10 protein-coding genes are annotated in these 22,484 nt (G+C 63.0%); all 10 read left to right on the forward strand.

The window, feature by feature from the left end:
- Nucleotides 1-132 precede the first annotated feature (132 nt).
- Complete coding sequence (locus QMG79_RS03970; protein WP_283537249.1) at nt 133-6,261, forward strand: Ig-like domain-containing protein; 6,129 nt, start codon at nt 133-135, stop codon at nt 6,259-6,261.
- Nucleotides 6,262-6,331: 70 nt separating this feature from the next.
- Nucleotides 6,332-7,303 carry an AAA family ATPase gene (locus tag QMG79_RS03975; RefSeq protein WP_283537250.1) on the forward strand — a complete coding sequence of 324 codons (972 nt, stop codon included), beginning with the start codon at nt 6,332-6,334 and terminating at the stop codon, nt 7,301-7,303.
- A 107-nt stretch (nt 7,304-7,410) separates the two neighbouring features.
- Nucleotides 7,411-8,793 carry a DUF58 domain-containing protein gene (locus QMG79_RS03980; protein ID WP_283537251.1) on the forward strand — a complete coding sequence of 461 codons (1,383 nt, stop codon included), beginning with the start codon at nt 7,411-7,413 and terminating at the stop codon, nt 8,791-8,793.
- Entirely contained in the window at nt 8,790-11,327 is a 2,538-nt protein-coding gene (locus QMG79_RS03985; protein ID WP_283537252.1) for a transglutaminase TgpA family protein, read from the forward strand. Before QMG79_RS03980 ends, QMG79_RS03985 begins: the two co-directional genes overlap by 4 nt.
- Nucleotides 11,324-12,793, forward strand: coding sequence for an RDD family protein (locus tag QMG79_RS03990; RefSeq protein WP_349357245.1), 1,470 nt, complete (start codon nt 11,324-11,326; stop codon nt 12,791-12,793). Before QMG79_RS03985 ends, QMG79_RS03990 begins: the two co-directional genes overlap by 4 nt.
- On the forward strand, nt 12,790-13,782 hold the full coding sequence (locus QMG79_RS03995; protein WP_283537254.1) for a PP2C family protein-serine/threonine phosphatase: 993 nt from the start codon (nt 12,790-12,792) through the stop codon (nt 13,780-13,782). The genes QMG79_RS03990 and QMG79_RS03995 overlap by 4 nt, the downstream gene beginning before the upstream one ends.
- The gene (locus tag QMG79_RS04000) at nt 13,769-15,445 is read left to right on the forward strand and encodes an FHA domain-containing protein (protein ID WP_283537255.1); all 1,677 of its coding nucleotides are present in this window, start codon (nt 13,769-13,771) and stop codon (nt 15,443-15,445) included. The genes QMG79_RS03995 and QMG79_RS04000 overlap by 14 nt, the downstream gene beginning before the upstream one ends.
- Complete coding sequence (locus QMG79_RS04005) at nt 15,442-17,187, forward strand: serine/threonine-protein kinase (protein WP_283537256.1); 1,746 nt, start codon at nt 15,442-15,444, stop codon at nt 17,185-17,187. Before QMG79_RS04000 ends, QMG79_RS04005 begins: the two co-directional genes overlap by 4 nt.
- A gap of 116 nt (nt 17,188-17,303) precedes the next feature.
- Nucleotides 17,304-18,008, forward strand: a complete 705-nt coding sequence (locus QMG79_RS04010; protein ID WP_283537257.1) for a hypothetical protein — start codon at nt 17,304-17,306, stop codon at nt 18,006-18,008.
- Nucleotides 18,005-22,450, forward strand: coding sequence for a type VII secretion EssC family protein (locus QMG79_RS04015; protein WP_283537258.1), 4,446 nt, complete (start codon nt 18,005-18,007; stop codon nt 22,448-22,450). The genes QMG79_RS04010 and QMG79_RS04015 overlap by 4 nt, the downstream gene beginning before the upstream one ends.
- Nucleotides 22,451-22,484 lie beyond the last annotated feature (34 nt).

Genomic DNA, 22,484 nt, shown 5'->3' on the forward strand with positions numbered 1-22,484 from the left:
GGATGGGGAGCGCTGCCCATCGTGCCCCGGGTTTTTGATGGTTATGCTGGCGTGGGGCTGGGGGCTTGCTGCCTGTGAACCATGACATTTTCGTTGCCGGGGGGACGGCTGAAATTTTGAGGAATCAACACTGTGACATCACGCTCTGACCGGTTGGTAGTCCCGGGCCTTACGCCACGTCGTAAAAGAGCCCTGTCCGTCACCGCTTTTGTGGGTGTGGTGGGTTTTTTGGTGGCTGGTGCTGTGTTGTATCCGGGGTTCAGGTCCGCTGAGGTGGAGTTGAATGATGGGGGTGTGTGGGTGGTGTCGAAGTCGAAGAATGCTGTGGGGCGGTTGAATTATCCGTCGCGGGTGTTGGATGGGGCGGTGACTCCGGCGTCGACGTCCTTTGATGTGTTGCAGAGTGGTGGGGATGTTTTTGTTGATGATGGTTCTGGTTCGACGTTGAATCAGGTTTCGTCGGCGCAGATGAGTTTGGGTGGGGATCAGCAGTTGCCGTCGTCGTCGTCGGTGAGTTTTGGTTCGGATGTTCTTTCTGTCAGTGATGCGGTGTCGGGGAAGGTGTGGGCGGTGCGGGCGTCGTCCGTGTCGGGGTTTGATGAGGAGTCTTCGGAGCCGGTGGTGGAGGCTTCGGCGGGTGTGGTTTCTGTGGTTGGTGTTGATGATTCGGTGTATTCGGTGGATCCGGGTGCTGGGTCGGTGACGCGCACTGTGGTTGATGGCAGTGGTGTGGTGGTTTCTTCTGATGTGCAGGTGTGGGATGCGTTGAAGGGGGTTTCGGATGTGCAGGTTTCTGTTGTGGGGGATAGTCCTGTTGTTTTTGAGGCGTTGACGGGGCGGTTGTTTTTGGCGGGGGGCAGGGTTGTTGATGTTCCGCAGGGTCGTGATGGGAAGCTTCAGGGGGCTGGGCCGGAGAGTGGTTTTGTTGCGGTGGGGACTACTCGTGCGTTGGTGAAGGTTTCGTTGGATGGTTCTGGTGTTGTGTCGGTGGGGTTTGGGGGTGAGGGTGTTCCTGCGGCGCCTGTGCAGTTGGGTGGGTGTGTGCATGGGGCGTGGTCTGGGGCGAATAAGTATGTTCGGGATTGTGGTGATGATGCCGATGATAAGAGTGTTGATGTTCCGAAGGCGAGTGCGTCGCCGTCGTATGTTTTTCGGGTGAATCGGGATGTGGTGGTCCTCAATGATGTGAATTCGGGGAATGTGTGGCTGGTGAACCAGAACATGCAGCTCGTAAATAACTGGGACGAGGTCATTCCACCCAAAAACCAGTCCGATGACCAGGACGAAGAGTCGGCTGACGATAACTTCATCAATGTCCTGCCGGACCGCACCAAACCAAACCGACCACCGGAAACCACGCCGGATTCCCTGGGTGTCCGCCCCGGCCGCACCACAGTGCTGAGCGTCCTTGACAACGATTCCGACCCGGACGGTGATGTCCTCACGGCCGGACTTTCAGGCAACCCGCCCGCAGACGGGAAAGTTGAAAGCATCTACGGGGGAACGGCGTTCCAGGTCTCCGTTCCGGCCGAGGCTGAGCCAGGAACAGAGAATTTCGGCTACACCGCGTCGGACGGCCGCGGACTCTCTGCCGAGGGCAGGATTGAGCTCACCGTCGTGGGACCAGACGAGAACAGGGCCCCGCAGTTCAAGCGCGGCTCCGAAAACACCACAGTCCTGGTCGAACAGGGCAAAACGGTCAGCCAGAACATCCTTACGGACTGGGTGGACCCCGACGGCGATGACCTGGTGCTCCTGGATGCCACGGCCGACAACCCGCAGGACCAGGTCAAGATCCGCCGTGACGGACTGCTGACCTTCCAGGATTCGGGGGCTACGGCAGGGAAGAAAAATGTCAGCGTGACCATCTGGGATGGACGCGACACAGTCACCGGAGAGGTGGTTGTCAACGTCCAGCCGCCAGGTGCCCTTGCTCCCGTAGTCAATGCGGATCATGTCACTGCGGTGGTGGGCCAGGACTTGGTGATCGCTCCGCTGAAGAACGACGTCGATCCGAACGGAGGCGCTCTGCGCCTGGCCCAGGTAGAGGCAAATGGCCCCGCAGAAGTGGGGCCCGTGACGGACGGCGGGACATTCACGTTCCGCAGCACAGTTCCCGGCCCCGTGTACCTGACCTACATTGCCAGCAATGGACCCCAGAGCACCCAGGGCCTGATCCGCGTGGACGTGGAATCGGGGACTGACGGTGGTGACCCAGTTGCAGTCCACGACGTCGCGCTGTTGCCCGTGGGAGGCAGCGTCCTCCTGGATCCACTGGCCAACGACTCCGATCCTTCAGGGGGAGTACTTGTGCTGCAGTCGGTCAACCTGAAGGGCAATACCAGTGCCTCTGTCAGCGTCATTGACCACAGCGTCATCAGGATCACCGATTTACTCAGCGCCTCTGAGCCTTTTCTTTTTGACTACACCATGTCCAACGGAACCACGTCAGCCACCGGCAGCGTCTCCGTTGTCCCCGTACCGGCGCCATCCGTCCTCGAGGCCCCTCAACCGAAACCTGACGATGTCAATGTGCGGGTCAATGACGTTGTCACCATCCCCGTCCTAGAGAACGATACCCATCCCCAGGGCCAGGAGCTGAGCCTTGATCCTGTCCTGCCCCAGTCTGTGGATCCGGCAGATGGCACAGTCTTTGTTTCTGAGAACACCGTGCGGTTCATTGCCGGGGCCCAGCCCAAGACAGTCCGCGCCATCTACAACGCCGTCGACCCGCAAGGGCAGAAGAGCGCAGCCGCGATCACCATCAACATCCTGCCACTGGAAGGCGCGGAAAATACCCGCCCCCAGCCGCAGAACCTCACTGCCCGGGTGGTTGCTGCGGGAACAGTCCGGATTCCCGTTCCCTTGGACGGGATAGACCCTGACGGTGATTCAGTCCAGCTGACAGGCATTGACAGTTCGCCAGCAAAGGGAACTGCCACTGTGGGCAGTAACTTCATTGACTTCACCGCCGCTGGAAACGGAGCCGGGACAGATACTTTCCGATACCGCGTGGTGGACCGGCAAGGCGCAGTCAACACCGGGACCGTCACGGTGGGCATTGCCCCGCGCGGTGAGGCCAACCAGAACCCCACGCCCGTCGACGACGAGATCAGGGTTCGCCCAGGGCGGGCAGTTGCTGTGGACGCCGTGGCTAACGACACGGATCCTGATGGGGACCCGATTCGCCTGCTGGCTGATGGAATCGAAGCCGATCCAGCCCTCCAGGCAACTGTCAGCAGCCAGAGTGGGCGCATCCTGCTCCAGTCGCCAGACGTTGAAGGCACGGTCAACCTCCGTTACTCGATTGCGGATGATCGCGATGCCTCTGCACAGGCCTCCATTCGGGTGACAGTGGATAGCCAGGTGCCGCTGCAGGCTCCGATAGCCCGCGACGACCGCGTGACATCCGCGCAAACGCTGGGCAAGACGGCGGTCGAGGTACCAGTCCTGAAAAATGATGAGGATCCTGACGGCGTGGGGGAAAATCTGCTGGTCAGTACCTCATCCACAACCGCGCGGCCAGGCGCCGACGGCTCCATGGTGGTGGAACTCACTGAGGGGCCGCAACTGATTCCCTACAGTGTGGAGGACGTCGACGGGCAGCAATCGACGGCCATCATCTGGGTGCCAGGGCTGGGGCAGCAGGTCCCCACGCTCGCCAAGAACGACAGTGTGGAGGTCATTGCCGGTCAGTCCACCACCATCAACCTTGCCGAGTGGGTGAAAGTCCGGGACGGGCGGAGTCCGCGTGTTACGCAGGCGGACTCCGTCACAGTCATTGGTGGCGACGGCAGCGATCCGGTGTCCTCCAGCGCTACGGACCTGACCTATGCCGCCGGCCTCGACTACGTCGGGCCAGGATCCATCAGTTTCGAAGTCACCGACGGATCGGGCCCTGATGATCCCGGGGGGCTGAAGTCCACACTGAGCATTCGGACCAAGGTGCTACCGGATCCCAACAAGAATAATCCGCCTGAACTTCTGGGTGCAGCGCTGTCCGTGGCGCGTGGCGAAGCCTCACAGTTGGACCTGCGGACACTGGTCTCCGATCCGGACCAGGATGACGTGGACAAGATGAGCTATGAACTGCAGGGTGAGAGCCCGGCAGGCTTCGATGTCCGCATGGACGGCAGTCTCCTCCGAGTCTCGGTTCCGGATGACACCGCAACGGGAACTGCCGCTTCGATCCAGGTCAGGGCCAAGGATCCGCGTGGCCTCGAGTCCACTGCCACCTTTGCCCTTGGTGCAACAGCCTCGAACCGGCCCAATCCGGTGGCCAACGATGATGTCGAAACCGATGCGGCTGCCGGCAAGCCTGTCGCCGTGGACGTGCTGGCGAACGACGTGAACCCGTTCCCCGAATCACCGCTGAAAATCATCACGGCGGCCGCTGAAACGGGTCAGGGCAGCGTCGAGGTGTCCGGCGGAACGATCACAGTTACCCCCGCCGGTGGATTCACAGGAACGCTTGTCGTGGCCTATACAGTCCAGGACAAGCTGGGAGAGCCGTCGAGGCAGTCCACTGCCCGGGTGCGGCTGACCGTCAAAGACAAACCCCTGGCACCGGGAACACCTCAGGCGCAGAGCGTGGGGGACCGGACAGCACTCCTGACATGGACCGCGCCCGCTGACCGGGGCGATCCCATCAGTACCTACACCGTCTATGGTGAGGGTGGCTTCAGGCAGGAGTGTCCGGCTAATACCTGCACGCTGAGCAACCTGGTGAACAACACCACGTACCAGTTCCAGGTCACGGCCACGAACAAGTTCGGCGAATCAGACCGTTCGGCAGCCTCGGCCGAGGTCCGTCCAGACGTCAAGCCAGACACTCCTGGTGCACCCAAGCTCGCCTTCGGTGACCGGCAGATCAGTGTCACCTGGGCTGCACCGGCCAGCAAGGGCTCTCCCATCACGTCCTACGACCTGGAAATTTCACCTGCGCCAGCCAGCCAAAACGCCCAGATCCAGAACCTGACGGCTGCTACCCATGTCTGGAAGGGATTGCAGAACGGGGTTGCCTACAAGGTACGGGTCCTGGCGCGTAATGATGCCAAGGAACCCTCCGAATGGAGTCCCTATTCAGCAGCTGAAGTACCGGCTGCTGCACCCGCGACGCCTGCGGCTCCATCGGCATCAGCTGCCACATCAGTGGGGAATCAGAGTCAGCTCAAGGTCAACTGGGCTGCGCCCAACGACAATGGCGATCCGGTCTCGGCCTACGCGCTGACCACGTACCGAGGTGGTGCAGCGGTCAGCACCTCGCAAGTTTCAGGTACCACTCAAAACGTCACGGTGGACAACTCCGAAGCCGACTACACGTTTACTGTCACAGCCACGAACAAGGCGGGAACAAGTCCCGCAAGTCCGCAGTCCGCAGCCATCCGCGCCGTGGGTAAACCGGCCATGCTGGACCAGCCGTCAGCGGAATTGGTTGAAACCGGCGGTGATGGGGGCAAGATCCAGGTCAGTTTCTCCCCGTTGACGCCTGCTCAGCGCAATGGCTCAAGCGCGGCCGAAATCACCTATATGTACAGGCTCACATCAGGTGGTGGTAGTGGGAGCATCGCGGTAGGTGGTGGTGTAGTGTCCGCCGTCAATGGAACCGATACCGGCGTTGTGGTGTGGGGCGTGTCCTCGCGGAGCAGCAAGGCCGGGGACGCCAGCCCGGCCTCAAACGCTGTTAATCCCTACGGCCTGGCCGCCGCACCAGCTGTGAACGGAAGCAAGAGCAACGGTGTGGGTGACAAGACAGTGTCCTGGACCTGGAACCAGCCCAACGGCAACGGCCGGGCTGTCGCCGGATATCAGTACCGGTTCGACGGTGGAAACTGGCAGGGCACCCAAGAGCGTTCGTTCTCGAAGTCCGTTGGATTCGGTGAAGTACACACGCTGGAGGTGCGCGCCATGAGTGCCGACCAGCCTGGCAGGATTGGCTCTGATACTTCCCGCAGTGGCGCAGAACCGCCGCCGCCAGCCCCTACGTCATGGGATATTCGAGCGACCCCTTACCGGACATGCACAGAACCGAGCAGTTCAACGGACAGCTTCGGCGGTCCAACAGTCTGCCGTGCGCCAGGAAAATGGTTCAACACAGGCTCCACCGAACAGGCAGACTACTACGTTGTGTGGCGGAAGAGCTCAGATAATCCAACAGGCGTGTGGTACCACCTGACGACCGGGTCCGCCGCCGGAAACTTTGCCCGCAGTGACACAACGTCGCTGGGCGGCACGCCGCCTGGCGGAATGCCGGGCCGTTAGGCGCACGATCAACGCAACCCATCAGACCCTGCCAGACTTCTAATCCTTCACGACACCTAAGGAACAACGCATGAGCATGACATCCGAGCAGGCAACCTGGTTCGCCGGTACCTTCGAGAAACTCACGGCCAATGTTGGCAAGGCGGTCCTGGGCAAGGAACACGTCATCCGGCTGACGTTCACGGCGATGCTTGCCGAGGGCCATATCCTCTTTGAGGATGCCCCGGGAACAGGGAAGACCATGCTGGCACGGGCCCTGGCAGCAACAGTGCAGGGATCAAACAACCGCATCCAGTTCACGCCCGACCTGCTTCCCTCGGACGTGACGGGTGTGACCATCTATGACCAGAAAACCCAGAAGTTTGAGTTCCACAAGGGGCCGATCTTCAACAACATCGTTCTGGCAGATGAGATCAACAGGGCTTCTCCGAAGACCCAGTCAGCGCTGCTGGAGGTCATGGAAGAATCCCGCGTGACGGTGGATGGCACGACGTATGAAGCTGGGCGTCCCTTCATGGTGCTGGCAACACAGAACCCGATTGAACAGGCCGGCACGTACCGGCTTCCCGAGGCCCAGCTCGACAGGTTCCTGATGAAAACCTCTATTGGGTACCCCGACCACGCCTCGACAGTGCGACTACTGGGTGGGGCAAACCTCAAGGACCGATCCGGCGACCTGACCCCGGTGATTACCACTGCCGCCATAGCAGACATGGCGGATTTGGCGGCTACTACCCATGTGGATACTGCAGTCCTGGAATACATCTCGAGGCTTTGCGAAGAGACCCGCACCGCCCCCGAGTCGCGGTTGGGTGTCTCTGTGCGTGGGGCACTGGCCATGGTCCGTGCCGCCAAAGTCTGGGCAGCGGCGCAGGGCCGAAACTTTGTCCTTCCCGATGACGTGAAGGAACTCGCCCCTGTGGTGTGGACCCACCGGCTGGTGATGGATCCCGAGGCAGAGTTCTCTGGCGCTACCCCCGAGGCCGTCCTCACCCGGGTGCTCTCGGATGTGGCAGCACCGCAGCAGCGCGCAAGCGCCTGACATGTCGTCATCCTGGAGCTTTTGCACTGAATCCGGGATCTGAGCTCCGTGCCTGACCGGTTCCATTCCGGTTTCCCTTCCCACCGTACGATCCAAAAGGACCCTTTATGTCCCGCAGTACCGCGTTGAACCGGCTTGCCCTGCGCCTCAGGCAGCCGTTCGTCAGTCCCGGCGCGGCCCACAGGTTGGTGGCTACACTCCGGCGACCCTTTCGGCACCATGGCGAGCGAACCACACTGCATCCAGTTACGCTCTGGACCGAAGCCAGCGGAACCGCCGGGCTTGCCCTCGCGCCGGTGTGGAAACATGTCACCACTACCTGGCTCCGCTTTGTGTGGCCGATACTTTCAGTGGTCAGTGTCCTGGGATGGTCCGTTCTGGTGGCGTCCGTGCTGCTGTGGCTCCTGGGTGGGGCTTTTGGCTGGCAGGAAGCAAAGGCGGCAGCCGTTGCTGCCTTTGTCCTTTTCATCATTGCTGTGGCGTTTATCCTGGGACGCTCCACCTATGGTGTGGTGCTGGATCTGGCGCGGACCCGCGTTGCCGTCGGCGACAGCGCCGTCGGAAGTATTGCCGTGTCCAACACCTCCCCGCGTCCCCTGCTGCCAGCTTCCGTGGAACTTCCCGTTGGCTCGGCCACGGCAATTTTTCACCTGCCGCGCATGAAGCCCGGCCAGGTCCATGAGGACCTCTTTACCATCCCCACCGCCCGCCGTGCCGTCATCGTTGTTGGCCCGGTGCGTTCTGTCCGGGCCGACCCGCTGCACCTGCTCCGCCGCCAGGTCATGTGGACCGAACCGGAGGACCTCTACGTGCATCCGCGCACTGTGGTTATGGCCGGCTCCGCCGCAGGTTTCATCCGAGATCTTGAGGGCATGCCCACCACCGATCTCTCCAGCGCGGACGTTTCCTTCCACGCTCTTCGGGACTACGTTCCTGGCGATGACCGCCGGCATATCCACTGGAAAACCACTGCCCGGACCAACAAGCTCATGGTGCGCCAGTTCGAGGAAACGCGTAGGGCCCACCTGGCTATTTCCCTGTCCACAAATACCGAGGAGTTCGACTCCGAGGCGGAGTTCGAACTGGCCATCTCAGCGGCTGCCTCGATTGGCCGGCAGGCACTGCGCGAACAGCGCGAACTTGATGTCCTGACCCAGCAGGGGCCGCTGCGCTGCGAAACCGGCCGCTCCATGCTTGATGACATGACCCGTATCCAGGGCAGTGCCCAGCGCCGTACGGCCGTTGACCTTGCCCGGTCCTTGGCGGACGCCGTCCCCAATGCCTCGGTAGTGTTTTTTGTGGTGGGCAGCAACGTGACGCCCACGCAGCTGAGATCCGCGGCAGCGTCAGTGGCGCCGGGAGTCCGCAGCTTTGCCGTGCGTACCGAGCTCGGCGCAGCGCCGTCGCGGGCGAATATAGCGGACCTGAGCGTTCTCACCCTGGGCGATCTTGATGACCTGGCCATCATTCTCCGAAAGGCCGCAGCATGAGTTCCACCACCGGATTCCGGACCCGCCGGCGGTCCCGGCAGGGGAGCAGATCCCCGTTTGCCGAGGGGAGGCCGGCCTGGCTGTTCCTCCTCGATGCCGGAGTCCTGGTGGTCCTTTTGGGGTTGGGCCTCCTTGGCTTTGGGTTGAGCTTTGGCGGTGACCCGTACTACCTCGTATCCGGCTTTGGCGGGATTGTTCTTGGCCTCGGAATTGCTGCCCTCAGTGCCCATTACCGGCTGGGGCTGTTGATCACGACGGCGCTTGGCCTCGGCGTTTACCTGGTGTTCGGTACAGCGCTAGCTGTACCTGATGCTGCCGTCGCAGGGGTGGTCCCAACCCTGGATTCGTTAAGGACACTGCTCCTGGGTGTGGTGTTCGCCTGGAAGGACATGCTCACCGTCGGCGTGCCTGTGGGAACTGCCGGCGGCGTCCTGATCGTTCCGTTTCTGGCCTCCCTGCTGAGCGCGACAGTGGCTGGGATCCTGACCTGGCGGCTGCGCACCCCATATTGGCCGCTCCTGCCGGTCCTGGCGCTCTTCATCACCGGGATCGCTTTCAGTACCAATGCCGCGTTCCTGACCCTGGAGCGAGGAATCGGCCTGAGCGTGATTGCCATTGCATGGGCAACGTTCCGCCGGGATGAACTCCGGCGTCGGGACACCCGCAAGGTTTCGATGAACCGGGTGGAGTCCGACGCCGCCACTGCACAGCGTGCCAGGTTGCGGCGTCTGGGCATGGCCGCCGCGGTGATCGCTGCGAGTGTGGGGGTCACCGCTTTGACGGCGCCGCTGATCTCGGCGAATGACGAGAGAAAAGTCCTCCGCAACGTGGTGGTCCCACCCTTCGATCCAAAGGATTACATCACCCCGCTGGCCAGCTTCCGGACTTTCGTGAAGGACCAGAAGGACGACACCCTGTTTGTGGTCAAAGGCCTGCCCAAGGATGCCCGCATCCGGCTGGCTGCCCTTGATTCCTTCAGCGGCACCAACTACACGATGGATCCCAACGGTTCAGGCAGCTTCAGCAAGGTGGGTGACAGCACATCCATAAATACCCTGGCTGGCGCCACCTCCGCAGTGCCAACCAATGACTACTCGGTCACCATCACGGTGGAGGACTACCAGGGCTACTTCCTTCCCGATGGACGGCAGACCACGGGTATCAGTTTTGCGGATCCGGGATCCCCCACTGCGTCCGGACTGTACTTCAACGCCGGCACCGACACTGCTGTCACGACGCAGGGTGTGAGCCGAGGGGACAGCTACGACGTGCAGGTCTCCGATCCTGTCCGTCTGGACTATGGCCAGCTGACCCAGTACGACTTCGCCAAAATGACGATGCCTGATCCCCAGGATGTTCCGCCAGTGGTGGGCTCCCAGGCCAATGACCTTGCTGCCGATGCACCAACCGCTGTTGACCGGGTCAGCCAGATAGAGGCCCACTTCCAAAAGACGGGGGCTTTCAGCAATGGCCTGATTGATGAGGGCCAGTTGCCCAGCCTGTCAGGGCACTCCGCGTCCCGGATCAGGACATTGCTCAGCGCCAAGCAGATGCTCGGTGATGATGAGCAGTACGCGGTAGCCATGTCCTTGATGCTCAGGCACCTGGGAATTCCGTCCCGGGTTGTGATGGGTTTCTACCCCGAAGCGACAAGCCCCGAAAACGGTGCCGGCGAGGTCCGCATTACCGGAAAGGATGTCCATGCGTGGGTGGAGGTAGCCTTTGAACGCGTGGGGTGGGTAGCTTTCAACCCGACGCCGCCGAAGGACAATATTCCCATCCCGCCGGATCCGGAGAGCAAGTCCAAGCCCAAGCCCCAGGTCCTGCAGCCGCCACCTCCACCGCAGGAGCCAGCAGACCTTCCGCCGGATTCATCCCCTGATGCGTTGGATGCTGACGAGAAGAAAGAAAATCCCTGGCTCTTCTGGGGCCCGCTTCTGACGGCGATCGGGTTGGGAGCGATACCACTGGCCATCCTGGCCCTTCCGTTGATCCTGATCGCTCTGTTGAAGGCTCGACGTCGGACCTCGCGTTTCCGTGCTGGGCGCCCAGCACAGCGGGTCGGGGGTGGGTGGAGTGAGGTGGTCAGCCTGGCAACAGACATGGGCGCCGGCATCGACTCCCGCTCAACCCGGCGCGAAAGTGCGGCTGTCCTCGCAGAAGCCTTCCCGGCATCGGAGGCCAGTACCCTGGTGTTGGCCAGCCGGGCTGACGCCGTCATTTTTGGAGCTGGCGAGCCCAGCGACTCAGATGTCGCGGAGTACTGGACCCTGGTGGATGGATCCCTCAGGGAGATGTCGGGGACAATGGGTTTCTGGCGCCGCCAGCGCGCCAAGTTTTCGCCCAGATCCCTCCTGGCGGACAGCAGATCTGCGCTGGCGGCCCGGCGCCGGGCAAAGGCTGACGCAGCGGCCAGCACGCCAGCCGGATCGCAGGCTGCCCGCACCACGGCTGTTCCTGGCCCGGTGGACAGCATCCATGACGGGACCATCGAGATCGCGGAGCGCCGTGGAAAGGATGCTACGGAGTCATGATCGAGGACGCTGAATGCTGCCCCGCATGCGGGCAGGGAATCCGCCCGGGTGCCAGCTTCTGCACCTCCTGCGGCTCACCGCTGAGCAACCGGGCAGCCCGGAATACCCGTACCGTAGAGGAGCCAGGGCGTGGGCTGCCGAACCACCCAACAACGCATGCCACGGCGAATCCCGGTAATATCCCGGTAGCGCAGGCGATAGGCAGCACCACAGCCGCACACGGCGCACGGGGAGGAATGGGCATGGCAACCAATCTTGAACTGGTACCGGCAGCGCCAGCCAAACGGCTGGGTGCAGCGGTCCTTGACTGGCTGGCGCCCGTCGCAATCCTGAGTGTCGCCTTCGTGGTGGGTTTTAGCGGCATCACACGGCGCCAGAGCGGCGCAGTGATTGTGTACGACACATCCTCGGTGGTGCTTTTCGGCGGAATCGGGCTGGGCCTTGCCCTGGTGTACGCCTTTGTCCTGCTCGGCGGGGAGGCTCGCAGCGGTTCAACCATCGGCAACCGGGTCATGGGCATCAGGAGCGCAGACACCGACGGTGATGCTCCGGGTGCGGCCCGGATTTTTGTCCGCGGCATCATCACCGGGGCTGGTGTGGTCCTGGCGGGTATTGCGGCGGTTGTGGTGGTCATTTTCCGCTGGTTCGACGCTGCGTTGGTGATTCTTGGCCCGCTGGCGCTGCTCGCTGCGATCTGGGCTGTCCTGGTGGTTGTCTCCAACAGCTGGGACCGGAACGGACAACGGCAGGGGTGGCACGATTCCATCGCGAAAACACTTGTCTTTGACATCAGCGCAGGTCGAAATCCGGTAACAACCGGCGGAATCCAGGGGCCCTATAGTTTCGCTCCGCTGGACCTTCCGCCAGTGCAGCAGGTGGCGTCACCCGTGGCTGGAGCATCGGCTGCTGCGTTAGCGGCCCCGCCGGGCCGGGACGTTCCAGTCAGCGCCCTGGCCGGAAGCGCTCCGCACATGGGCACGCCTGCGGTGATGGGCCCCCAGGTTCTGCCCGGGGCGCCAGCCCGCGAGCACTCGGCCCAGGCTGCCGCTGTGTTCACGGCGCACCATCCGGACGATGACCTGGACGCGACGAGGACCCGTGGCAGTGCTGGCGGGCCGGCAACGCCTGCCCCTGCGGCTGTCCTGCGGATCAAGCTTGACGACGGACGGGACTTCCAGCTGGACCAGTCGGTCCTGCTGGGCCGCAATCCTGTCGCCCAGGGCGGCGAACGGCAGGCCATGCTCCTGGCAGTCGCCGATCCTGGCCGCTCTATTTCCAAAACCCACCTGCACTTGCTCACGGACGGTGCCGGTGTCTGGGTCACGGACCGAAACTCCACCAATGGCAGCGCCATCGGCACCCCGGACGGTGTCCGTATTCCGTTGCAGCCAGGTGTCCCTTCCTTTGTCAGCCCAGGCTCCACAGTGCACTTCGGAGACCGCTCCTTCCTCCTAGGACAGGCATGAATTCACATCAGGTCAATGCACCTCCAGAAGAATCTCCGGGGCTGAGCCTGCGCTACGGGTACGGCACGGACCGCGGACTCCGGCGCGAGCTCAACGAGGATTCGTTTATCGCCGCCGATCCCATCTTTGCTGTTGCCGACGGCATGGGTGGGCACGAGGCTGGCGAGGTTGCCAGCGGAATGTGTGTCCGGGCGCTGGCACGAATGCCGCAACTCACCAAGGGGGAGCGGAGCGTCACGGCGGCTGTCCTCCAGCGCTACCTGGTGGATGCGGATTCTGACATCCGCGCAGCCACCGGTGCCCGGGCCGGCACCACCCTGACCGGTGCCGTCGTGGTGGAACAGATGGGCATGCCCTACTGGCTGGTCCTCAACATCGGCGACTCCCGGACGTATCGGCTGAGCCAGGGTGAATTTCGGCAGGTCAGCGTGGACCATTCCGAGGTCCAGGAGATGGTGGATGCCGGGCAGATCACAGCCGAGCAGGCAGCAGTCCATCCGCGACGCCACGTGGTGACACGGGCACTCGGAACCGGAGATGAAACGGAAGCGGACTACTGGCTCCTTCCCGTCGAGGAAGGCGACCGGATGCTGGTCTGTTCCGATGGGCTCAATGCCGAACTCACCGACGATCACATTTTTCGGATCCTGAGCACCGTTGCACACCCCCAGGACGCGGTGGACGCCCTGATTCAGTCTGCCCTGCGCAATGGCGGCAGCGACAATGTCACGGTGATTGTGGTGGATGCGGGGAACATCCTGAACGATCAGTGGATTGCCATTACAGCACCACGGCCGGGTGCGGCCGCCGAAGAGGAAACAACCCTGCCACGCTCCAGGGTCCTTCAGGCACACGCCCCTGAAGGACCCGGACGTGCCGCTCCGGACCCTGCGCAACCAGCCGAAGCTCCTGAGGGGGCCATGGCGCCTGGGGAGTCGTCCGGAATCCTCCCGCTGGGCAGTGAGGACAGTGCGCATGACGGTCGTTAACTACGCCCCCGGAGACTGGGTTTCAGTGGTCCGTGGCGGAACGGCAGTTGTCCTGGCGCCAGGGACTTCCAGTCAACTCCTTGCCGGTGTCTGGGACCTTTTGGCAGAGGAACCCGAGGTCCACGAGATCCTGCATGCTGTGACCAGCAGTTTTGGCGGGCCGCTGACCAGGATGCCTCCCTTTGCGATCCTTGGGCTGGCGGACAACCTTCGGGTCTTCCTTCGCGGTGAGGTGGACCTGACGGTGCAGTTCCCCGACGGGCCCGTAGAGCTCACTGGGCGCGATGTCAGCACCTGGACCGAGCGACGGCTGCCCCTGCCGAGCGCCTACACTCTTGCCGCGCAGGAGCTCGAGCAGCCCCTCCCCAGCCTGCCCCTGGTAGAGGGGACTGTCCTGTTGTCCTCGCTGTCGATGACGGAGATTTCTGGGGCCGGTACTCGACTCACAGGGCCGCTGGATCTCGATGTGTTATCGGTTCCGGCGCCGGAACCCGCTCTTGCACCGGCGCCCGTGTCCGAAGGCGTTCCCCCAGATCAGGACGCCGGCACTGAAGATTCCGAGGAGGACGTCTCCGCGGAGACAGTCATGGGCGTTCCTGACGACGACGTAGAGAGCCCACCAAACGATGCCGGGACCGAGGACGCTGCGCTAGACAACGACGAACGTGCGCAGGGTGCGCCGCTGGAGGCTGAAGATCCGGCTGCTGGCCCGGAAATGACCAGCAGCTATGACCACCTGTGGGACAAGACAGTGATGCGCAGTATTGAGGATGCGGCCATCCGGGACGTCCCGGAGGAAGAACCTGAAGGTATCGCCCATGCCGATGCCCGGGACGGTGACGCCGGAACTGGTGGTGACTCCGTGCCGCCAGGTTCTGTCAGTGCGCTGGATGTCCAGCCGTCTCCAACCTCCAGTGGCCTGATCGATTCAATTCCCTGGCGGACGGCCGGTGCCGCGCCATCTGCGGCCGCCGCACCGCCGTCGTGGACGCCGTCATCAGCAGTTCCGGGGGTGCCAGTGGCCAGCGTGGCGGACGCCATGAATCCCGCACCTGCCAGCCCAGGTGAGCACAACTCCCCAGAAGAATCCCCCGGCTCCGACCAGGATGTTGCCGGTGACCACGACGGCCAGACCATTATGAAGAGCGCCGTGCTGGGAGCTTCTGCACAGCTGGCACCGCAGGGCACGCCATCTCCGGGAGAAGGCCCGATGGTGTTGGCGAGGGTCTGTTCCAGCGGCCACGCCAACCCACCAACGCACGCCCAGTGCGCCGTCTGCCATGAGCAGCTGCCTGCCGATGCCCGGCAGGTTCCACGCCCACGCCTTGGCCTGATGCGTGTTTCTACCGGCGAGCTCGTGGATCTGGACCAATCCCTGGTGATTGGCCGTCAACCTTCCGTTTCACGCGTGCAGGGCGGCGGCATGCCACGGCTCGTTCAGGTTCCCAGCCCGGCGGGGGACATTTCACGATCCCACGTTGAGGTCCGCCTGGAAGGCTGGCATGTGATGCTCTGTGACCTTAAGGCCACGAACGGGACTGTTTTGGTCCGGCCCGGCCAGGCGCCGAGGCGCCTGGCCCAGAACGAGGTCACCATCCTGCTGGACGGCGACATCGCTGAGCTCGGCGATGACATTTCCCTGCGGTTCGAGGACATCCTGTGAGTTCAAAGCGTCCTGTTGCTCCGCCGCCACCCATTCCAGGCTTCACGTATGTGAGTCTCCTGGGATCCGGTGGATTTTCCGATGTCTACCTTTACGAGCAGGACCGGCCGCGGCGCCAGGTTGCCGTTAAGGTCCTGCTCTCCGACCTTAGGACAGAGGGGGCCCGGCAACGCTTCGAATCCGAGGCCAACCTGATGGCGCAACTGTCCTCACACCCCTATATCGTGACCATCTACGAGGCGCAGGTCACCGAGGGCGGACACTCCTACCTCGCCATGGAGTACTGTTCCCGGCCCAGTCTGGATATCCGCTACCGCCGTCAGCGTTTCAGCGTGGATGAGGTCCTCGCGGTAGGGATCCAGGTCGCATCCGCGGTGGAAACAGCTCACCGGGCCGGGATCGCCCATCGCGATATCAAGCCGGCCAATATTCTCGTCACTGACTACAACAGGCCAGCGCTGACAGACTTCGGCATCTCCGGAACGCTGGGGGATGAGGCGGAAGACGACGACGCCGGGATGTCCATTCCATGGTCCCCGCCAGAGCAGTTTACGGGCGGGCCCGTGGACGGCATCAAGATCGATGTCTGGGCCCTGGGTGCCACGCTCTACACGCTGCTTGCCGGACGCTCGCCCTTTGTCCTGCCCGGTGCAGATAATTCCCAGCGAGAACTCATCTCCCGGATCACCTCCGCTCCTGCTCCCAGGCTGGGGCGCGCGGATGTCCCGGAATCCCTGGAACTCGCGCTCTCCACCGCGATGGCCAAGCTGCCACAGTCGAGATACTCCTCGGCCCACGCTTTTGCCCTTGCGCTGCAGAGAATCCAGGCGGAACTCAACCTCTCCATCACGCCCTTTGAGGTCCTTGAGGACCAACAGTCCGAGGACGCGCACCCGGACGAGGGCCAAGAAGAAACCCGGGTCCGCAGCATTGCCGCGATTGACCCCGAACGAACCGGCAGCGGACCCACTTTTCCAGCCCGCACCAAGCCCACCGGCTCACGGTCGCAGGAAACGCCCGCCGCCTTTACCGGCTGGGACAGCCACATCGACACCGGGACGCGCCAGCCTGCAGCGAGGACCTCCTGGACCACGCGTGCGCCGGCCGGACCTGACGATCATGGGTCCGAGGCCACAATGCTCCGCGGTGCCGCTGTTTCAGGACCTGTGGGCGCCAGCGGCCGCAGCGAGGCACCCGGTGCCCAGGCCAGTCATGGCGGCAGCGCCTCGTGGAACGGACCTGGCACTGATCTGGACGCGACAGTCAGCCGCGAGGGTCGCATCCCCGAACCTGTTGTCGACCCTCCCGTGGACCACCGGAAACGCAACCTCTGGCTCGCAGTGACCGGAGCGACCATCCTTGCCGTGGCCGCCGTCGTCGGTATTGTGTCGGCCAGCACCCTGGCTGAACCCAAGGTCCAGGCCAGTCAACAGGTCAACAAGCCACCTGCGGATGCGCTGGACAGCGGTATTGTTCCGGACGTTACAGGGCTCGCCGGTTCTCCCGGGCCGGCGGGAAAAGTGACGTTCACCTGGACGAACCCGCAGCCCAAGGACGGCGATTTCTTCAAGTGGCGCGTTTACGCGCTAACGGGCAGCGGTGACTTCGCGACCACCGATGCTCTGAGCACGGACGTGGCAGTCAACCCGGACGAACCAACCTGCATCCAGGTGATGCTGGTCCGGAGCGACGGCGCCGCTGCACCGCTGGAAGCGGACTCTATCGCCTGCGTCAAACAGTGAGCCATAGCGGACAAGGGTCCTGGCCGGGGACGGCTATGACAGCAACACCCAGGGGACCGCGGTCCCCTGGCACGTGGGCGACTCCACAGGACATCTGCACGAAGGAAGGACAGGACATGGGGGATCTGGCAATTGATTTCTGTGGTGAGTGGTACGAACCCTCGGATGAGGACATCTTCACGATTGGCCGGGAGGGCGACCTCGAGGTGGATGACAATCCATACCTGCACCGGCAGTTCCTCCAGATCACCAAGTACGACAACATCTGGTGGCTGAGCAACGTGGGCAGCATGATTTCCGCGACGATCGCTGACGGGTCTGGGGGCATGCAGGCATGGTTGTCACCCGGAGCACGCATCCCGCTGGTCTTTGGCCACACCTCCGTTATCTTCACAGCTGGCCCCACCACGTATGAATTCGCCGTGCACCTGAAAACACCCTCCTTCCGGCAGGGCTCGCTCGAGGATGCCAGCAACGGGGAAACCACCATTGGACCAGTCGTGTTCACTGATTCCCAACGTGCGCTGATCGTTGCGCTCGCAGAACCTATGCTCCGGCGCGAAGGGACTGGCTTCAGTGCCATTCCCTCCTCTGCTGCCGCCGCAAAAACCTTGGGGTGGGCCCTGACCCGATTCAACAGGAAGCTCGACAACGTCTGCGACAAACTGGACAGGGTGGGGGTGGTGGGCCTGCGTGGTGGCGGCGGCAAACTTGCCACCAACCGCCGCGCCAGGCTGGTGGAGCATGCCGTCACATCCCATTTGGTCACCTCCGATGACCTGTACCTGCTGGAGAAAATGAGAGGGGTCGATGACGCGTGAAGATTCGCCTGACGCTGCGCCGGGATCCGGCAGGATCCAAGGACTTGGCGCTCACTGTTGATGGGCTGGCCACCGTTGCTGATGTGGCCTCCCAGCTTTGGTCCGCCGATCCCGCCCGCAAGGACACCCCCGCTCCGGCAAACCTTTCCCTACGCATTGACGAGGCGTTTGTGGCCGGCGGCATGAAGGGCAACGTCCTGGTCCGTACCGACAACCTGCTTGAGTCCGGACTCCGGCCAGGGTCTGTCGTTTCCCTGACACAGGTCAGTGACTCGTTCGACGACGGCTCCGGGCTCCGTGGCCCGGCCGTAGCTACGCTGCGGGTCGTTGCAGGACCAGACGTGGGGAAGGAATTCTCGCTTCCTGCCGGAACAAGCTACCTGGGCCGGGACCGCAGCGTTGATGTCCGGTTGAGTGATCCAATGACGTCCAAGCGGCACGCGCGGATCACCGTGGCGGAGACGGTGGAGATAGTAGACACGAATTCCGCCAATGGCCTCCTGATGGACGGGCTTCCCGTAAGCCGCGCAACCCTCAGCTCAGCAGACACCGTGACCCTGGGCGACACAACAGTTTCCGTGGTGCTCCTGTCCCGAGGCGGAGCCTCCGCACCGACGTCGCCGATGGTTGATTTCAACAGGTCGCCGCGTGTTGTGCCCCGCTTTGAGCAGCTCAAGAGAGTCTTGCCAGCGGGACCCAAGCGGCCAGACCACCATCCCTTTCCCTACATCATGTTGGTGGCACCGTTGATGATGGGTGCCATCCTCTTTTTCATTACTGGCAACCTCCTTTCCGTCGTGTTCATGGCCATGATGCCGCTGTTTATCATTGGCCACTACGTGGATCAGAAAATGCAGGCCAGTCGCCAACGGCGCGAGAACCTCAAGCAGTTCCGGGAATCCATGACGGCTTTCCGTGACGACATCACAGAACTCCAGCGCGTGGAGCGTGCCGTCCGGCTGCAGGAAGCACCCTCTGTGGCAGACACTGTTGATGCCATTTACAAACTGGGACCCCTGCTGTGGACCCACCGGCCAGAACACGGTTCCTTCCTGGGCCTGCGGTTTGGGCTGGGCACCTGCCCATCGCGCATCACCTTCGAAGAGTCCAATACCAACGACACCGAGGTGGAGTTCACCCGGGAGATCCAGGCGTGCATCAAAACGTTCCAGGACATAGAGGGCGTTCCGGTTGTTTCTGCGCTGCGCAGTTCCGGCTCGTTTGGCCTTGCCGGAGCCCGCGGCCTGGTTGATGACGTCGCCCGCGGCATGGTCCTGCAGGTGGTGGGGCTCCATTCGCCAGCCGAGGTGACTCTGGCAGCAATCACGTCCGCCCAGTCACGGGAGCGCTGGAACTGGCTGCAGTGGTTGCCCCACGTGGGTTCTGGGCACAGCCCCCTGTCTGGCGACCATCTTGCCGCCGGTTCTGCTGGCGGAGCTGCACTTCTGGCCCGGCTGGAGGACCTGGTGGATACCCGTGCAGCCCAGGCCAAGGGCGTTGTTCCCGCGCTCCGGCAGGCCCTGGGGGAAAAAGCCGAGGACATTGCGGGACCGATCCTTCCTTCCGTCCTGGTGATCATTGAGGATGACGCACCTGTTGACAGGGGCCGCCTGACCCGATTGGCGGAGCGCGGCCCGGACTGCGGGGTCCACATCATGTGGGTGGCTACGGACCTTCAATCACTGCCGGCAGCGTGCCGTGACTTCATGGCGGTCGATGGCGACCATGGCACCACCACAGGGCAGGTCCGGTTGGGCCGCCACACCTACCCGGTGAGCTGCGAGAGCGTCGAGGCCGAACTGGCCGCCCAGCTCGCAAGGATGCTTTCTCCCGTCGTTGATGTCGGGAAACCCCTCTCTGACGATTCTGACCTGCCTCGGGCGGTGTCCTACGCGACGCTGATCGGCAAGGATTTCATGGACAACCCGCAGGCCGTCGCGGACCGCTGGACTGAAAACAACTCCGTTCACTCCTTCGCCGTTCCCAACCGCAAGGACAATGGTTCCCTGCGGGCACTGGTGGGATCCAAGGGGGTTGAGCCCCTGTATTTGGACCTCAAGAACGAGGGTCCCCATGCGCTGGTGGGTGGCACCACCGGCGCGGGAAAGTCTGAATTCCTGCAGTCCTGGGTCATGGGAATGGCGGCCGCCTACAGCCCAGACCGGGTGAGTTTCCTGTTTGTGGACTACAAGGGTGGCGCAGCGTTTGCGGACTGCCTTCACCTGCCGCACACGGTAGGGCTCGTGACTGACCTCTCCCAGCACCTGGTGCGCCGGGCGCTGACCTCCCTGCGGGCCGAGCTGCATTACCGCGAACACCTGCTGAACAGGAAAAAGGCCAAAGATCTCCTGGGCCTGCAACGCGAAGCGGATCCGGAGGCCCCGCCCTACCTGGTGATCATTGTGGACGAATTTGCCGCGCTCGCCACCGAGGTACCCGAATTCGTGGATGGTGTGGTGGATGTGGCTGCGCGTGGCCGGTCCCTTGGACTGCACCTGATCCTTGCCACCCAACGTCCCGCCGGCGTGATCAAGGAAAGCCTTCGCGCCAATACCAACCTGCGCGTGGCCCTGCGCATGGCGGATGAGGACGATGCTACAGACATTCTTGGCGTCCCAGATGCGGCGTATTTCGATCCGTCCATTCCAGGGCGTGGAGCGGCAAAAACCGGCCCCGGCCGGATTCAGGGTTTCCAGACCGGGTACGCAGGTGGGTGGACCACCGAGAAGCCGCAGCGGCCGCAGGTAGATATTGTTGAAATGGCCTTTGGCTCCGGGGCGACCTGGGATCTCCCCGCGTCCACAACTCCCGCAGTCGAGGAAGACGCCGGACCCAACGACATTTCCCGGATGACGACGAATATTGTTCGGGCAGCTGAAATCCTGAGCATCACGCCGCCCCGGAAGCCATGGCTTGCGGAACTGGCCATGACGTACGACTTCTCGTTGCTGCCCAATCCCAGGACCGATGAACGACTCCTGCTCGGCGTAGCCGACGATCCTGCGCACCAGGACCAGCCCACTGTCTTCTACGAACCCGACAAAGACGGCAACATGGCCATCTACGGGACGGGCGGTTCAGGGAAGTCGGCAGCCTTGCGGAGCCTTGCCATCTCGGCGGCCGTCACCCCGCGCGGTGGTCCGGTCCACGTCTATGGAATCGACTGCGGCTCGTCCGGGCTCAATATGCTCGAGACCCTTCCGCACGTAGGCGAGATCATCAACGGCGACGACACAGAGCGGGTGGGACGGCTTCTGCGCTGGCTCCGCGACATCGCTGACGAACGTTCGGCCCGTTTTGCCGAGGTCCGGGCCTCCACCATTGTGGAGTATCGCAAACTTGCCGACAGTCCCGCAGAGAAGCGGATTTTTGTGCTGGTGGACGGGATGTCGGCCTTCCGGGAGGCCTATGAGTACAGCAAGCTCTCACCCCTGTGGGACATGTTCCTTGCGTTGGCAACGGACGGCCGGCCGCTGGGCATCCACCTGATCGTCACAGGCGACAGGCCCAACTCCGTGCCGCCTTCGCTGCTGGCATCCATCCAGCGCAGGTTGGTGCTGCGGCTCTCTTCCGAAGACGACTACATTTCCCTTGATGTCCCGAAGGATGTGCTCAGCAAGGCCTCGCCCCCGGGGCGTGGACTGCTGGGCAACTACGAGGTCCAGCTTGCCGTCTTGGGGGGAGATTCCAACCTGGCACTGCAGGCCCGCGAGGTCCAGAAGCTCAGCGAGGCCATGCGTCGTCAAGGGATGGAACCCGCACCGAAGATTGAACGTCTCCCGGACCAGGTTGACCTGGACATGCTCCCCGCGGGAAGCCATGACCTCCCCGTCATAGGCGTCGATGACGAGACGCTGTTGCCTGCTGAGATCCTGGCCAAGGGCCCACTCCTGTTGGCCGGACCGCCCGGTGCCGGGCGGACGGTGGCGTTGGTGTCCATGGCGTACGCGCTGCGCCGGTCAAACCCGGAAACCGAACTGATCTATATCGGTGCCCGGCGTTCCTCAGTGGCGGGCCTCAGGATCTGGGACCGGTCAGTCGTGGGCGCTGACGACGTCGAGGATGTCTTGGAGGACTGGAGTGAGTACGCGCAGCAGAATCCCGGGAAGCTGGCGGTCTTTATTGAGGGGCTGACGGAATTCACGGACACCACTGCAGAATCCGGTATTGAACGGCTGGTCACCATGGCCATCAAAGCTGACCAGTGGGTGATCGGCGAGTCCGAAACGTCCACCTGGTCCTCCGCGTGGTCGCTGGCCCAGCCCTTCAAATCGGGACGCCGCGGCCTGCTCCTCAATCCCGGAGACATTGAGGGCGACAGCCTGCTCAGCACATCACTGGGCCGGATCAGCACTGACTTCATTCCCGGCCGTGCCTACATTGTGGGTCGCGGCAAGGTTCGCAAACTCCAGGTTGCCCTTCCGCCGGAAAACAGGGGCTAGGAACCCGCCGCCCAAAATGTCCGCGCGTTAGGGC

This window comes from Pseudarthrobacter sp. PS3-L1, assembly GCF_030063285.1.
In the GTDB taxonomy this organism is placed as follows: Bacteria; Actinomycetota; Actinomycetes; order Actinomycetales; family Micrococcaceae; genus Arthrobacter.

Excerpts from the sequence above, each read along its gene's own strand:
- QMG79_RS03990 (WP_349357245.1), top strand. The coding sequence starts at position 11,324 with ATGATCGAGGACGCTGAATGCTGCCCCGCATGCGGGCAGGGAATCCGC.
- QMG79_RS04010 (WP_283537257.1), top strand. The coding sequence starts at position 17,304 with ATGGGGGATCTGGCAATTGATTTCTGTGGTGAGTGGTACGAACCCTCG.
- QMG79_RS04000 (WP_283537255.1), top strand. The coding sequence starts at position 13,769 with ATGACGGTCGTTAACTACGCCCCCGGAGACTGGGTTTCAGTGGTCCGT.
- QMG79_RS03980 (WP_283537251.1), top strand. The coding sequence starts at position 7,411 with ATGTCCCGCAGTACCGCGTTGAACCGGCTTGCCCTGCGCCTCAGGCAG.
- QMG79_RS03975 (WP_283537250.1), top strand. The coding sequence starts at position 6,332 with ATGAGCATGACATCCGAGCAGGCAACCTGGTTCGCCGGTACCTTCGAG.
- QMG79_RS03985 (WP_283537252.1), top strand. The coding sequence starts at position 8,790 with ATGAGTTCCACCACCGGATTCCGGACCCGCCGGCGGTCCCGGCAGGGG.
- QMG79_RS03995 (WP_283537254.1), top strand. The coding sequence starts at position 12,790 with ATGAATTCACATCAGGTCAATGCACCTCCAGAAGAATCTCCGGGGCTG.